Annotated in this window: 10 protein-coding genes; 4 read left to right on the forward strand and 6 right to left on the reverse strand. The window is 57.9% G+C overall.

The window, feature by feature from the left end:
• Nucleotides 1-42: 42 nt before the first annotated feature.
• The 3 genes from QEP11_RS06730 to QEP11_RS06740 form a co-directional block, all read right to left on the reverse strand.
• Nucleotides 43-2,193, reverse strand: coding sequence for an FUSC family protein (locus tag QEP11_RS06730; protein WP_284335880.1), 2,151 nt, complete (start codon nt 2,191-2,193; stop codon nt 43-45).
• Nucleotides 2,190-2,609 carry a MarR family winged helix-turn-helix transcriptional regulator gene (locus QEP11_RS06735; RefSeq protein WP_284335881.1) on the reverse strand — a complete coding sequence of 140 codons (420 nt, stop codon included), beginning with the start codon at nt 2,607-2,609 and terminating at the stop codon, nt 2,190-2,192. Before QEP11_RS06735 ends, QEP11_RS06730 begins: the two co-directional genes overlap by 4 nt.
• A gap of 423 nt (nt 2,610-3,032) precedes the next feature.
• Complete coding sequence (locus QEP11_RS06740; protein WP_284335890.1) at nt 3,033-3,605, reverse strand: flavin reductase family protein; 573 nt, start codon at nt 3,603-3,605, stop codon at nt 3,033-3,035.
• Nucleotides 3,606-3,715: 110 nt separating this feature from the next.
• Between QEP11_RS06740 and QEP11_RS06745 the strand changes: the two genes are divergently transcribed.
• Complete coding sequence (locus tag QEP11_RS06745; RefSeq protein ID WP_284335882.1) at nt 3,716-4,693, forward strand: alpha/beta fold hydrolase; 978 nt, start codon at nt 3,716-3,718, stop codon at nt 4,691-4,693.
• Here QEP11_RS06745 and phnE read toward each other — a convergent pair.
• The 3 genes from phnE to QEP11_RS06760 all read right to left on the reverse strand — a co-directional run bounded on the left by phnE (nt 4,683) and on the right by QEP11_RS06760 (nt 8,137).
• Complete coding sequence (phnE, locus tag QEP11_RS06750) at nt 4,683-6,257, reverse strand: phosphonate ABC transporter, permease protein PhnE (protein WP_284335883.1); 1,575 nt, start codon at nt 6,255-6,257, stop codon at nt 4,683-4,685. The genes QEP11_RS06745 and phnE overlap by 11 nt on opposite strands.
• The gene (locus QEP11_RS06755; RefSeq protein WP_284335884.1) at nt 6,257-7,081 is read right to left on the reverse strand and encodes a phosphonate ABC transporter ATP-binding protein; all 825 of its coding nucleotides are present in this window, start codon (nt 7,079-7,081) and stop codon (nt 6,257-6,259) included. The genes phnE and QEP11_RS06755 overlap by 1 nt, the downstream gene beginning before the upstream one ends.
• A gap of 174 nt (nt 7,082-7,255) precedes the next feature.
• On the reverse strand, nt 7,256-8,137 hold the full coding sequence (locus tag QEP11_RS06760; RefSeq protein ID WP_284335885.1) for a putative selenate ABC transporter substrate-binding protein: 882 nt from the start codon (nt 8,135-8,137) through the stop codon (nt 7,256-7,258).
• A 410-nt stretch (nt 8,138-8,547) separates the two neighbouring features.
• Here QEP11_RS06760 and argA point away from each other — a divergent pair, with 410 nt between their 5' ends.
• From argA to QEP11_RS06775, 3 genes are all read left to right on the forward strand, one after another.
• Nucleotides 8,548-9,894 (forward strand): amino-acid N-acetyltransferase, encoded by a 1,347-nt coding sequence (gene argA / locus QEP11_RS06765; protein ID WP_284335886.1) that lies wholly within the window; start codon nt 8,548-8,550, stop codon nt 9,892-9,894.
• A 497-nt stretch (nt 9,895-10,391) separates the two neighbouring features.
• The gene (locus QEP11_RS06770; RefSeq protein WP_284335887.1) at nt 10,392-12,767 is read left to right on the forward strand and encodes an adenosylcobalamin-dependent ribonucleoside-diphosphate reductase; all 2,376 of its coding nucleotides are present in this window, start codon (nt 10,392-10,394) and stop codon (nt 12,765-12,767) included.
• Between the two features lie 1,470 nt (nt 12,768-14,237).
• Nucleotides 14,238-15,338, forward strand: coding sequence for a branched-chain amino acid aminotransferase (locus tag QEP11_RS06775; protein ID WP_284335888.1), 1,101 nt, complete (start codon nt 14,238-14,240; stop codon nt 15,336-15,338).
• The last annotated feature ends 234 nt before the right edge of the window (nt 15,339-15,572 follow it).

The raw sequence follows: 15,572 nt of genomic DNA on the forward strand, positions 1-15,572 counted from the left end.
ACAATTCCGGGCCTTTTCCTCTTTATTGGGTTACGTGTGCTTTCACGGAACCAATGTGCTGCGCGCCTCATCAAGCACCAGCAAATCTCGCTGGGCCACCCGTAAAGCCTGCCCGGCAAGAAAAGAAGGCAATGCCCCCTGAGTGGCCAGCACCTGCCATGCTGCCTGGGCCTTGCTGCATGCCTGCGGTTTGGCCGCAGATTCCCCCCAAGCTGCAGTACGCCGCAGTGCCAGTTCTGCCAGACGTTCGGTTCTGCGCAAGTCTGGAGTCGCCAAGATGGTGGTGTTTCTCCATTGCTGCACCTGCAGCATGATGGACTGCACCGCACGCAGCGACATGGCCATGCGTGGCAATTGCTGCCGCTGCGGCAACTGGGTCTTCTCCGCCCATCGCACCAGGCGTAACAAGCGATGGTGCAACTGTGCTTGCCAGACATTGCCTGTGGAGTTGGGCCACGCAGCCACTTGCACTGTTGCCCCATCCTGCAGCAAGCGACGAGCCATGGCAGGCACTTCCTGCAGCATCATGTGCGCCACGGTTTGCATTCTGCGTTGCGCGTTGGTCGGGTAAACCCAGCGGTACACCATCCAGGCCAGGACTGGCCCAGACACCACGGCCAATGCATAGCTCAGGTGCTTGCCAAAACCCGCTGTATCCGGAAACACTGGAGCCAACAAAATGAACATGGCCATATTGGTATCCATGGCTCCGGCGGCAGTGCGTTGGTGCGCAAACACCAAGCCTCCAATCAAGGCAAATGGCAAAGTCAACCAGACCATCTGCGCAGCGGAATCTGCCAAAGGCCAAACCAGGGTCTGGCACAGCAGCGCCAGGCCCGCGCCAATGAGCTGACCACGCACGACAAACGCCATGATCCGGCTGGGACTTTCAAAGGCCGAAAACACCAGCAGCATCGTCGCCAGACCCAGCATGCCAAAACCCACAATGCTCGCGCCCGTCCAGGCCCACACCACACCAAACAACAGCAAGGTGCCACCGGCGCGAACGGCGGCTTCCTTGGCTCCCACCCAATCGCGATGCAAAGGTAAGGGGGGCAGACGGTGATCTACACCGGCACGGGCAGAATCCATCTGCAAATCCATGGCCTCTGCCTTCAAGCCCCGTCGCATTTCCTGCAGCAAAAGATACAGCGCATGCATGCCAGGCTGAACAGATTGTTGCGCTTGCAGCACTGCTGCCACAGAGGTCTCACACGCAACAACTGCCTGTTTCAGCGCTACACGCAAAGCGGGCGTATTGGCTTGCTGCGCCTGTGGCGCAAGTTGAAGTGCTCCGGCCAAGGCATCCAGTGCTTGTGCCAAGGCCTCGGACTCTGGCTGCGCGTGCTCCAAGGCAGTGAATGTCCAGATCGCATCTAATGCACCGTGATGATGGGCATGTGTATCTGCCTGCGTTTGCCCGAGGTGATAAACCACCTCCATCGCATAGTGCTGCTGCCAGTGGATCACCTTGGCCGTGTGCCGCGCTGTTCGCGAGCCCTCTGGATACAGCTCCAACAACTCCTCCACCTGTGCCAGGCGGGCAATCAGGCTCACGTTGTCCAAGCCTTCAGGAATAGCTTGCTGGCGCAGCCGCGCCGCCGTCGCTTGCAGCACCCCAGCCAAAGCTGCACGGCTTTGCGCTATCAACACCGCGGCCTTGCGCCGAGGGGCAAAGCACCAGGAAATGCACAGCGCAGTCGCCACACCGGTGATGACAGTCAGCATTCGATCCCATGCAAACGGCCAGATGGTGTGCGCGGGGCCATGGTGCAGCAACACCACCATGGCAGCAGAATACCCCGCCAGCATGCAGCCATAAACCATGTAACCACGCTGCAAATTGCCCAAGAAAGCACATAGCGCTCCCCAAAAGGCCAGACCCAATGCAAGCACCCACTGCGAGTCTTGCGCCAGCAGCACCAGGGCCACAGCATAGGCCACACCTACTACAGAACCAGCAAAACGATAAATGCCACGCGAGAGAAGATGCTCGCGCATGGGCTGACTGGAAGCCCACACCGACATGGCTGCCCAATGCGGATGCTCCAACCCCATCGCATAGGCAATTGCCAGGGCTGCAAATGCCGCAACAGCGGTACGCAAGGCAAAAGCCAGCACGGGAACATGAAACCCCAATGCCCTGCCTGCGCGCTGCCACCCTACCAGCGTCATTTTCTCGGCACTGCTCATGCACCCGCCTTGTCTTGAGCCTGTATCGACAGCAAACGCTCATGCAACTTCTGCATGCCAAGACACAATGTCTCAGTTGTGGCGGCATCCATATCTTCGAGCAGCTGGCTTTCCACCTGATGCAGCTTGGCGTGCACATCGGCCACCATGTGCAGACCTTCTGCGGTCAGACTCAGCGACTTGCTGCGTCTGTCATGCGCATCGGTGACGCGCACGGCCCAGCCACGTGTTTCCAGCAAATCCACCACCCGCACCAGCGTGGAACTATCGAGGCCCACGCGTTGAGCCAATTGCTTGAGCGTGAGCGGCTGGCCCGCCGCATGCAGGTGAAACAGCGGTACCCATGTGGCATCGGTCAGCCCTAGTTGCCCCAGACGTACCTCCAGCACACTACGCCATGTTCGGCTGACCGCCATCAGCATATGCCCAAAAAATGGTGGTTGCGTTGGGCTGTCTGAATCAAAAAAAGGCTGCGCAGGCGCAGCCTCTGTCGACAAATTCGGCTTCATTATTCTGTGACACATCAATTAATTTGCAATAAAAATCATTTTATTTGCAAATCAATAACACAGCATTTACCAGTACCTTAGACATTCCATGTTTCTTCAGCGCTTTGCTACATCTTGGCTACAAGGATGGGAGTCCAGGCACACCACATCGACTCTGGCTGCAACATGTGGCAATGCCTCTGCAAACAGCACTGGCCAAAACAATCGGGGCACTGTCTGGCAACAATACCCACATTGGCACAGGCATTGCTGACTTTGCTTCGCAATTGGCTGCTAGCCGGCAGATGAGGAATAGGCAAAGACTCGACATCCATACGGTATAGCTAGACGCTAGACAGTATCTGCAGGAACATCAATGGCTTGCCCAGTCGCATAAAAATGCCCGCCTGCCACGTAATGCAGAGTGCGCAGTTCTGTCGGCGCACGCTCAAAGTGCCAGCGCCCATTGGAAAAAACGCGGGCATCTGCCCAGGCCCCTTCAACCTCTGCAATGAACAAGTCATAAGCCTGCTGATTGTGTGGCTCAGGAATCACGCGGCATTCCAGCCAGGCCGCGCAGCCCTGCACCATGGGCGCGCCGCGCAAAGGCGAAGCAAACAAGGGGACAGCCTGTGTCTGCAACTTGTCTGGCTGCTGGTATGCCGAGACTGTGCCCACTGCCACGGTCAGCGCCGCCTGTGTCACCGTGGGGAGCTGCAGCACCAAACGTCCACTGGCCTCCACCAGCCCACGCGTGAAAGCAGCTTTGTCCAGCACCACCGTCACCTTGGGTGGCTCAAAGTCCAAAGCACATGCCCATGCTGCAGCCATCACATTGGCTTGCCCTGCATGCTGTGCAGACACCAGTACCGTGGGGCCGTGGTTAAGTAGCCGGTAGCACTTGTCCAGCGGCACGCACGCCATATGCGCAGGCGCTGCTGTGCGCGCCCAATAAGAATCGTTTTGCTGCGTGCCATTGTTGCCCAAGACCTTGCCCGCATCGACTTGGGCAACTGGCCTCAAAATAGAGCACCATGCAGCATCCCTTACCTCCAGCCTACGAAGACGTAGACCAATTTGCCGACCTGGCAAACGGACTGCGCATTTGCTATCGCAGCTATGGTCAGCTGGAGCACCCCGCCATTGTCCTGATTGCCGGACTTGGCTTGCAGCTCATATCCTGGCCCATGGCGTTGATTGAAGGGCTGGTAAAGGCTGGTTTTTATGTGATCACGCCAGACAACCGCGATATCGGGCGCTCCACCCACTTGACCGTTCCGCCACCACCACGCTGGCGCATGATGCTGCGCTGGGTGCCTGAAGGGCACTACCGCATCCGTGACATGGCGGACGATGTGGCGCAGTTGCTAGACTGTCTGGGCATTGCCAAGGCCCATGTGCTGGGCATGTCCATGGGGGGCATGATCGCGCAAAACTTTGCGGCACAGCACCCGGACAGGGTGCGATCCCTCACCTCCATTTTCTCCACCACTGGCAACCCGCGCGTAGGCCAGGCTGCAGGCTCTACAGTGTTACGCATGTTGTTCAGCCGCCCGGCCACCACACTGGAAGCCGCGCAAAATAACTATGTGCGCATGATGCGCCACATAGGTAACCGCAAAGTGCCTGGGATCGAGTCGGTCTGGCGTGACTACATGGCCAGGGCCTGGCAACGCACCACGCCCGAGCAAGCCCAACAAGGGTATGAACGCCAGATCACCGCAATCCTGTCTTCCGGTGACCGCAGTGCCTACCTTTACCGCATCGATACGCCGACGCTCGTCATCCATGGCGACAAGGATCGTATCGTGCATCCCAGCGGGGGCGGCGCCACCGCCCGCTCGATTGCTGGCGCCCAACTGCACACCGTGGTGGGCATGCGCCACCAGCTGGATGCCTCGGTGACGCCAGAATTGCTGAGCGTCATCGTTCCACACCTGCGCAATGCTGATGCTGCGGATGCGACGCACACAGTGGAAGTAGCGACGGACAACGCCCCTGTTAACGCATAGCCCGACGCAGCCAGGCGCTGGTCTGATCCACCGCTATCGACAGCAGCAACATGGCGATAATGACCGTGCTGGCCTCTGCGTAGTGGAACAAAGACAGCTTGAAATACAGCAACTGCCCCAGGCCACCCGCGCCTACAAAGCCCAGAATGGCCGCCATGCGGATGTTCATTTCCCAGCGGTACAGCGTATAGGCCAGCAATTGCGGCGCTGCGCCCGGCAAGGTGCCGTAAAGAAATGCCAGCGCACGGCTGCTGCCCGCATGGCGCAAGGCTTGCGCTGGCGCTTTGGGTGCATTTTCCAGCGCCTCAGCATACAAGCGCCCCAGCACGCCAGCGGTGTGCAAGGCCAACGCCAGTGCGCCAGCAAATGGCCCCAGACCCACGGCCAGGGCTGTGATCGTGGCCCACACCAGTTCAGGCACCGAGCGCAACACATTCAGCAGCACATTCCACGGCGCTCGAAAAGTGGGCAATGCAAGCGCCATGCCCGCCATGGCAGCCAGCAGCGTGCCCACCACCGAGATAGCCAGCGTTTCCCATACACCTACCAGCACGGCCCACAACCATGCACGACTGGTATCCGGAGGGAAAAAGCCGGAGGCAAAGTCTCCCATGGCTGATGCGGCATCCCCTGTGAACAAGGCAGACAAGTCCATGTCCAGCAGCTGCCAGCTGGCCGCAATGCCTGCCAGCAGCACCACGCTCACCAGCACGCTGCGCCAGCCCCAGGCACAAGTACGCGCCGGAGGCACCACATCCAATGCACGGCGCAGCCAGCTGGACAGTGCATCTGCCAGCAGCACCAGCACCATGAACATCAGCAGGATGGAGCATGCCTCTCCCCCGTTGAGCATTTTCATGGCCTGGTCCATCAGCTGCCCCAGACCGCCCGCGCCTACAAAACCCATCACCACCGATGCACGAATCGCGCACTCCCAGCGGTACACCGTATAGGACACCAATTCCTTGGAGGCCAAAGGCAGCAAGCCATACAGCAGCGCCACAGCCCTGGGGCTGCCGGCGCGCAGCAAGGCGCGTGCGGCAGTGCCGTCTTCGCTTTCCAGAATTTCCGCGTAGACCTTGCCCAGCATGCCGCCATAAGTCAGGCCCAGCGCCAGCACACCGGCAGCAGGTCCCAGACCAAAGACACGCACAAACACCAAAGCCCAGACCAGCTCCGGAATACCGCGCAACACCGTGAGGATGATCCGCGCCAGCGGGTTTTGCGTGGCTTTCTCCCGCACAGCGCTGGTGGCCAGGTATGACAGCGGTACCGCCAGCATAAAAGCCAGCAACAAGCCAATCGTGGCAATGGCCAGGGTTTCCAGAGCCGCCTGCCACAAATAGCCTGCGAACTCGGCACTGGTGTCCGGTGGCAAGAACCCGGCAAGAAAACCACCAATCACCTGCAGATTGTCGGCATCAAACAATGCCCCAGGCTTCACGCCTGCGCCCTGCAACAACGGCCACAGCACCATGGCCGCAATCACCACGCTCCAAAGGCGGTGCGGTACAGCTGGATCACGCAATGCAGCGCCTGCCTCCTCAGAAGACGAACGCGCCATCAGAAGCACCCATGGGTTGGCACGGCAGCAATATCTGCTACCCGGGCGTTGCCCAGACCCGAGGTCCACTGCGGCAGTGCAGCCCCCACATCGGCAGCGTATAACGCTTGCAATTGCGCATCCGTCACCGCATGGGCTGGCAAGTCGAATGCGATACGCCCATCCCGAATGCCAATCAAGCGGTCAAAGCACTGGCGTGCCAGCTCCACCGCATGCAGGCTGGCCACCAAAGTCGCATTGCGCGCCTTGGCTTCACGCACAAGCAGTTCAACAGTGTCCAGCGCCAACGCGGGGTCCAGCGCCGAGACGGGTTCATCCGCCAAAATCAGTTGCGCCTCTTGGTACAACACACGAGCAATGCCCACGCGCTGCAATTGCCCGCCCGAAAGCTGGTCGCAGCGCACGAACAATTTATCGCCAAGATGCACACGCTCCAGCGCCTGCCTTGCACCTGCCACATCTTGGGGATAGACCAGCGAGAGCAACGACTTCCACGCTGGCCACTGCCCCAGCTTGCCAGCCAGCACAGCAGTCACCACCCGCTGACGTGCTGGAATGGGAGCAGACTGGTGCACTGTACCAATGCGCGCACGCAAGACCCGCAATGCACCGGGAGCCGCACTGACGGCCTGCCCCAGCACGCTGATGGCGCCAGCTGTGGGTATGTGCGCAGTCCCGATGGTGTTGAGCAGCGTGGTTTTGCCCGCACCCGAAGGCCCGATCAGCGCAATGCTTTCACCCTGCTGCGCTTGCAGGCTGACATCGGCCAGGGCTACGAAACCATTGGCGTGGGTCAAGCCCACGCCCTGTAGAGAAAAGCTCATAAAGATGCTCCGCCCAGCCAGGCGTGCACTGCGGGCGTCTGATCCATTTGCCTCACGAGGCGGTTGGTCATTGAACAAGAAAGACTGCAGCACCGGCGCGGCAAGCGTGCTCGAGCTTGCCGCACAAGCCCCGGTTGCGCCTGCCTCTGGCAGCTGCTATGCGCCCGAAGGCTGTTACTTCAGCAGGCCCGCAGCCTTGGCTGCATCTTCAATACCCTGGTAGTTTTCTGGCTTGCTGGGGATGAACTTGGAGGCGCGCTGCAAATCCATGATGGCCTTGTGCTCGGGGTTGGCGGGGTCCAGCTTCAGGAAAGCATCGGTCAGCTTCTGCGTCAAAGCGGGGCCCAGGTCACCGCGCACTGTCCAGTTGTAGTCAAAGTATTCAGGCGTGGTTGCAAACACGCGCACTTTGGCCGGGTCCACCTTCTTGGTTTCCACCAGCTTGTCCCACACCGATGCGTTGAGCACACCTGCGTCAGCCTTGCCCGCTGCAACGAAAGCCACGGTGGCGTCGTGCGCACCAGAGTACGCTACGTTTTTGAAATCTTTTTCAGGATTGATACCCGCCTTCTGGATGAAGTAGCGTGGCATCAGCGAGCCCGAAGTCGAAGAAGGTGCGCCAAAAGCAAACGTCTTGCCCTTCAGATCTTCGAGAGACTTGATGGAAGGATCGGCCGTCACAAAACGCGAAGTGAACACCGCATCTTCCGCACGCTGCACGATGGGGTTGGCAGTACCCTTGGTGCGAATCTTGGCCTGCACATAGGTAAAGCCGCCCAGCCATGCCATGTCCAGCTTGCCAGTGGCCAGAGACTCAACCACAGCAGCGTAGTCACTCACGGGAGTGAACACCACCTTCATGCCTGTTTCTTTGGACAGGTATTCCCCCAGAGGCTTGAACTTGCGCTGCAGCTCGGTGGGTGCTTCGTCAGGAATCGCAGAGACGCGCAGTACCTGTTCAGCAGCCGAAGCGGAGAAAGAAGCCAGTGCAGAGATTGCGGCAACAGCAAGCAACGCCTGCTTGATCACCAAGCGGCGGGCAAAAGAAGTAGTCATGAAGTTTCCGATTCAAAAATCCACCACCGGACGGACAACACGGTGGCTTAATAAGCAACCCACACGGGGCATGAAATAAGGGCGGTACGACTGACCGCTGGCGGAAATTCTCGCACCGTCCTGGCAAGTTCGGCGCCTGGTGTCCTATTAACCATAGCGATGACGACAGCCATCAACACGCCAGACTTCAGTCATCACGCTATTGATTTAGAAGTTTTGCCTTCTTCCAGCAGCGGCTTCAATCCTGCAGCACAACCGCATGTGCGCCATGCATCCAGCCTTCGTTGTTGGCGAGTTGCACATTGGCGCAAAAATCACCGCGACAGGCATTCACACCGCTACACTTGCGTTTGGCTTGCATTCCATGGGGAATGGCAGGCCTTTTGTCCCTTTGCAGCCTGCACCTCTCCATGTCCACTGTTTTCAACTTCACCTTTGTTCCCTGGTTCCGGTCCGTGGCCCCATACATCCACAAGTTCCGACATCAGACCTTCGTGGTGGGTATCACGGGAGAAGCGATTGCAGCGGGCAAGCTGCAAAGCATCGTGCAGGATCTGGCCTTGATTCAGGCCATGGGCGTCAAGATTGTGCTGGTGCACGGTTTTCGCCCTCAGGTCAACGAACAGTTGCGTCTCAAAGGCCAGGAGCCCGCGTACTACAACGGCGTGCGCATCACCGACAGCGTGGCCCTTGACTGCGCCCAGGAAGCCGCAGGTCAGCTGCGCTACGAAATTGAAGCGGCCTTCAGCCAAGGCCTGCCCAACACCCCCATGGCAGGCGCTCGGGTGCGTGTCATGTCAGGCAATTTCCTGACAGCTCGCCCTGTGGGCATCGTCAACGGGGTGGACCTGATGCACTCCGGATTGGTACGCAAGGTGGACGTGCAAGGCATAGAGCGCGCCCTGGATTCTGAAGCCATGGTGCTGCTCTCGCCATTTGGCTTTTCGCCTACCGGCGAGGCTTTCAACCTGAGCATGGAAGAGGTGGCCACCCGTGTCGCCTGTGAGCTCAAGGCCGACAAACTCATCTTCTTGACCGAAGTTCCCGGCATCCGCACGCGCCCGCAAGATCCTGAAGGCGAAGACAACCCCATCGATACCGAACTGCCGCTGGCACAGGCCCGCAAGCTGCTGGCCCAATTGCCTCCTGCACAAGTTTCCACCGATACCGGCTTCTACCTGCAACACTGTGTGCGGGCTTGCGAGCATGGTGTGGAGCGCAGCCACATCCTGCCATTTGCTGTCGATGGCGCCTTGTTGCTGGAAATCTATGTGCACGATGGCATCGGCACCATGGTCATCGACGAGAAACTCGAAGAATTACGTGAGGCCACCATCGATGACGTAGGCGGCATCATCCAGCTGATCGAGCCTTTCGAAAACGATGGCACCCTGGTCAAACGTGACCGTACCGAGATCGAACGCGACATTCACAGCTATACCGTGATTGAGCACGACGGCGTGATCTTTGGCTGCGCCGCTCTGCACCCCTACCCTGAAGCCAGGACCGGCGAGATGGCTGCCGTGACGGTCTCCCCCAAGGCCCAGGGCACCGGCGATGGCGAGAAGCTTCTCAAGCGCATTGAGCAACGTGCACGCGACCAAGGTTTGGAGTCGCTGTTTGTGCTAACCACACGCACCATGCACTGGTTCATCAAACGCGGCTTCCAGCCCGTCAGCCCGGAATGGTTGCCAGAAGCCCGCAAGGCCAAATACAACTGGAACCGCAAGAGCCAGGTACTGGTCAAGCACTTGTAACAGCACACCTTTATGTAGCCCAGCCCCCCTTGCGGGCGCTTTTTCCAATTCCAGCACTCGCTGCAAAGACTTTTCACTCGAGTTGTTGCAATTCATCACACCGCAGCAAAAAAATCTTTGCTGCAAATTTTGCCAATTATTTCAATGCTCTGCATGGCTCAAAAACAGGGCTTTGCTCTCATTTTTGAGTCACCCCAAGGGCTAGAATACAAACCCAGCAACAAGCCCTTGAACTGCGGTCTGCGTTCCTACACTAGACTATTCAAGTTCGGTGTGATGACCTTGCAGTGAACACTACATATTGTGTGTTTAGCCGCGAAACCGGCTAAATTTAGGTACAACTAGGGCCTTCACCCAATTCATGGATAAGCCCTAGGGCGCTGACTTCCACCTCCCCGTCCGGGCGCGATAAACGCCCGGTTCTTCTTTTCTTGTAACGCGCTTGAGCACGCCTTTTGCTTGCACGATCGCTACGACAAATACCTCACAAAGACGTAATGACTTCTTTGAACACTCAACCCATCAGCCAAGATGTCTTGGCCGAGAAATACTTGGCTGCGGGCGAAAAAACCGCTGAAGATCTGTTCCGCCGCGTCTCTCAAGCCTTGGCTGATCAAGAAAAGCCTGAGCTGCGAGCCGAGTGGGCAGAGAAGTTTTTCCAGAACATGCAAGCAGGTGCCATCGGCGCAGGCCGCATCATGGCAGCCGCTGGTCTGGACACCAAAGCCACACTGATCAACTGTTTTGTCCAGCCTGTGGCCGATGCCACCAACGGCTTTGACGAAAACGGCAACCCTGGCATTTACACCGCCCTGTCGCAAGCTGCTGAAACCATGCGTCGTGGCGGTGGTGTGGGTTATGACTTCTCCAACCTGCGCCCCAAAGGCGCCAAGGTCAAGGGCACCAACTCCTTCGCCTCAGGCCCCTGCTCCTTCATTGACGTCTTTGACGCCTCCTGCACCACCGTGGAATCGGCGGGCGCCCGCCGCGGCGCCCAGATGGGTGTGATGCGCATCGACCACCCCGATGTGCTGGAGTTCATTACCGCCAAGCGCCAAAAAGGCCGCTGGAACAACTTCAACGTCTCCGTAGGCGTGACCAGCGACTTCATGCAGGCTGTAGAAGCTGACGGCCAGTGGGAACTGGTGCATGTAGCCACACCTTCGGATGTACAGATTGAAGGTGGCGCCTACCAGCGTGAAGACGGCAAGTGGGTGTACCGCACCACCACCGCACGCGAACTGTGGGACACCATCATGAAGTCGGCCTATGACTTCGCCGAACCCGGTATCTTGTTCATTGACAACATCAATACCGACAACAATCTGTACTACGCAGAAACCATTGCCGCCACCAACCCTTGCGGCGAGCAACCTCTGCCCCCCTACGGTTGCTGCGACCTGGGCCCCATCATTCTGACCAAGTTCGTGCGCGATGCCTTCACGCCCGAAGCACGCTTTGACTTCGACGCCTTCCGCGCTGCGGTTGCCATCCAGGTGCGCATGCTGGACAACGTGCTGGACGCCACCGTCTGGCCCCTGCCAGAGCAGCACAAAGAATCGCAGCAAAAACGCCGCATTGGCGTGGGTTTCACCGGATTGGGCGACGCCCTGATCATGCTGGGCCTGAAGTACAACAGCGACGCTGGCGTCAAGCAGGGTGAAGAGATTGCGCGCCACATGCGCGATGCCGCTTACCTGGCCTCTGTGGAACTGGCCAAGGAAAAAGGTGCTTTCCCACTGTTTGACGCAGACAAATACCTGCAAAGCGGCTTTACCAAGCGACTGCCGGAAGAAGTTCGCGCCAAGATCAAAAAGCACGGCATCCGCAACAGCCACCTGCTGTCGATTGCTCCTACAGGCACCGTATCGCTGGCCTTCGCGGACAACGCCTCCAACGGTATCGAACCACCTTTCTCGTGGACCTATAACCGCAAGAAGCGCACCGCCGATGGTGGCAATGCCTACTACACGGTAGAAGATCATGCCTACCGCCTGTTCAAGTCCATCCATGGTGAAGATGCGGCCTTGCCCGAGGCGTTCGTAAGCGCCCTGGAAATGACCGCCGCCGAGCACGTTGCCATGATGCGCGTGGTGCAACCCTACATCGACACCGCCATCTCCAAGACAGTCAACATCCCTGCCGACTACCCATTTGAGGACTTCAAAAACCTCTACATGGAAAGCTGGAAGGCTGGCCTCAAGGGCTGCGCGACCTACCGCCCCAACGATACATTGGGTGCCGTGCTTTCCGTAGATGCACCCAAGCCTGCAGAAGCCGCAAAGACTGCCGCTCCTGCCCACTCCAGCAATATCGCCGCCGTGGTGGAACGCCGCCCCGAAGGCCCGCTGAACGCAGTGGTCGACAAGATCGAGTACTTTACGCACGACGGCGCCCGCCGCCTGTACCTGGTGGTGAGCTTCATGCTGGTAGACGGCGTGGAACGCCCCATCGAGTTCTTCATGCCTGTGGGCCAGACTGGTGAAAGCCAGCAATGGATCACCGCCACCATGCGCTCGCTGTCGCTGGCAGCACGTGGTGGATTCCTGGAAAAAGCCCTGGAAGACCTGCGCAAGGTGGCGTGGGACCGTGGCCCCATCCGCTACGGCTGGATGGACAAGGCAGATGGCAGCCGCGTTCCACTGTGGCATGACAGCGAAGTGGCCCTGCTGGCCTACGCCATCCAGGCCATCATCGTCAACCGTGGTGAAGCACAGCCAGCTCCCTCCACTTCGGCGGCGCCTGCCCCTGCGCCAGTGTCCACTCAAATCATGAGCGGCACCAAATGCCCTGACTGCGGCGCACATGCCGTTATCAAGAAAGACGGCTGCAGCTTCTGCACCGCCTGCGGCTATATCGGTGCCTGCGGTTAATTCTGGTTACCAAGACCAGGCAGCGTCATGCTGCTAGGCCTTGGTACAGGAGAGAGAAAGGCCAGCTAGTTGCACTCTAGCTGGCTTTTTTAATACTTGTCCGACCGGATTTGGGAACAAATACCCGCCGTCCCTTGTCGCGAAGGCACCATGTGTTGCGCTCCCATACTGCAATCCGGCAACATCCAAAGCCAGCAGCCCTGCGCAGGACTTCTGACAGTCTGTGTCTTGCGGTCAAGCAATGTCAGCCTGACTTTTTTATAGCTGACAGCTTCAGGCTGGCTATAGCCGCTCAACCATGAAGCCAATGACTGCTGCAGACCCCAAAGCGGACATTGCCCTGATGCTTCTCAACTGTGTTAAGCCCAAAGCAGTCACCTGAGCCTGACAAATAGCGGGACCACCTTTGAATGCGTTAAGCTGGCGCCATAGACTCAGAGCAGACCTCCAAGCTGCCAATACCGGTGGTAAGCCATGCACTCAATAGCCTCGGGTTTGGCGAATTGATAGGCGCGAGCATAAGTGCTGCACCAAGCCAGAGCAGCGGGGCAACTCAAGCACGAGAGAAAACCTGCCACGCTTGCTAGATATGGGGCAGCGCAACTAAGCAACGCAAACAGGCCTAGCGCAAACTGCCCAAGCTGATCTACACCCATGCCCCCTGTTTACCGCAGTGGCCTGAAACCGGGATGAAAGCCATCTAGCCAGCAAACGCTCTATTACAGAGCCGATGAGCACCGTTTGAGCAAGTGGGAAGAGAAAGATCAGACCAAAGAGCGCTGAACCATCGCCAACAGCGATGAGTCTCCAGGTCGCACAGCGCAAAGGACACGGCTAGAGCGTTAGCTAAAAACTCAATAGCCAACGCAAAAAATACATGCGCCAACTTGGTGGCAGTAGAGCTGGCAAACGGGAGAGCGACCAAAGCTGCGGCAAGTACAGCGGCGATCAGACTCTTCATGCGGCAGACTAGATTTAGACGACATACAAAAAGTTGTCGCTCATATGAAGATGACTTTAGCCGTAAAGGTGAGAGTGAACAAAACGTCAAGATGCTTCCAGGCAAACCTAAACTTCAAAATCGCATTCTGGAATGAGCAAGGAGACAATGATTGACTGGCAGCTCCTACCCTATGGACGGCCGTCGCAAAGCGAGGCAAAGAAGAAGTTCTCCGCATGCAAATAGCGCCCTATATGACAACTTCTTCAAAGTAGGCCCATGGTGATACACAAAGCAATGGAAGCCTAGCTACAGGCAACCCCGAACTTTTCAGACTTGTTTCCCCAAGCTATAAATTCTCCACTCTTCTACTTATATACCCACAATTCCGTTAAAACCCGCAAAATAGCAGGCTTGACGGTGTCAGGCGTGCTTGCTGTATGACACCGCTTCGAAGCCACCCACGAATGGCCCTGAAGCTTTGCAGGTGCCAACGTATCACCCTCATGCATTCTGAAAGAAATCGTCAAGTGGTCTCCTCTACAACCAAGTTCAAGCTGACTCCCTCGAGCCACCTCCGCAGCGCTGAAGCACGCGCCAAAATTCTCGAAAAACCTGGTTTTGGCCGGTACTTCACGGACCATATGGTAGCGGTGCGCTGGGAAAAAGAAGCTGGTTGGCATGATGCAGAAGTGATGCCCTATGGCCCTATCTCGCTAGACCCGGCTGCTGCCGTTCTGCACTACGGACAAGAGATTTTCGAGGGAATCAAAGCCTACCGTCATGCTGATGGATCGATCTGGACCTTTCGCCCCACGGCAAATGCCGAGCGCATGCAGCGTTCTGCCAAGCGCTTAGCACTACCCGAATTGCCTGCCGATATATTTATCGAATCGCTCAAACAAATCATCGCCGTGGACAAGGACTGGGTGCCCAGCGGCGAAGAAGCCAGCCTGTATCTACGCCCATTCATCATCGGAGACGAGGTATTCCTGGGCGTGCGCAGTGCACACAAAGCTAGCTACTACGTAATTGCCAGCCCTGCAGGCCCCTATTTTGACAAGGGCGTTGGCCCGGTGGCGATCTGGCTGTCGACCGACTTTGCTCGCGCCGCCAAGGGTGGCACGGGTGCGGCCAAGTGTGGCGGCAACTATGCGGCCTCATTGCTCCCCCAAGAACAGGCATATGAAAACGGCTGCTCTCAGGTGCTTTTCCTAGACCCTGCGGAAGGCAAGTACCTGGAAGAGTTGGGTGGAATGAACTTGTTCCTGGTCTTCGGCAAAGAGAATAAGCTGGTCACTCCCGCGCTGTCGGGCAGCATCCTGGAAGGCATCACTCGCGACTCTATTTTGCAACTGGCTCGTGACCGAGGCATGGCGGTGGAAGAGCGCAGGGTTTCGGTAGATGAATGGAAGCAAGGTGTGGCATCTGGCGACATCACTGAAGTGTTTGCCTGCGGCACGGCTGCGGTCATCACCCCGATCGGCCAACTCAAAGGTACGGATTTCTCAGTGGGCGATTTGAGTGCACCAACTGGTACCGTAACTTTGTCTTTGCGCAAGGAACTTACAGACATCCAATATGGTCGCGCACCCGATCGACATGGCTGGATGGTTCGTCTGGACGCTTGATAAACCCCGAAGCTCGAACAAAGCCGCCATTGCAAATGCTATGGCGGCTTTTTTACTGGCAGCAGCTCACACATTCGCATTTCCACTCGCGGCCCTCCCAGGAACCTGATTCCCATCAAATTCACCACCAAGTGCAGCCCTGCTTGCTGAGGTGTGCAAGCACCTGATCACCCAGATCCAGTTGTCGCCTGCACAATATGCTGAAGCCTGGTGCTGACCATGTAAGGCCCATCC

The sequence above is a fragment of the Comamonas halotolerans genome (assembly GCF_030162935.1).
Taxonomy (GTDB): Bacteria; Pseudomonadota; Gammaproteobacteria; order Burkholderiales; family Burkholderiaceae_C; genus Comamonas; species Comamonas halotolerans.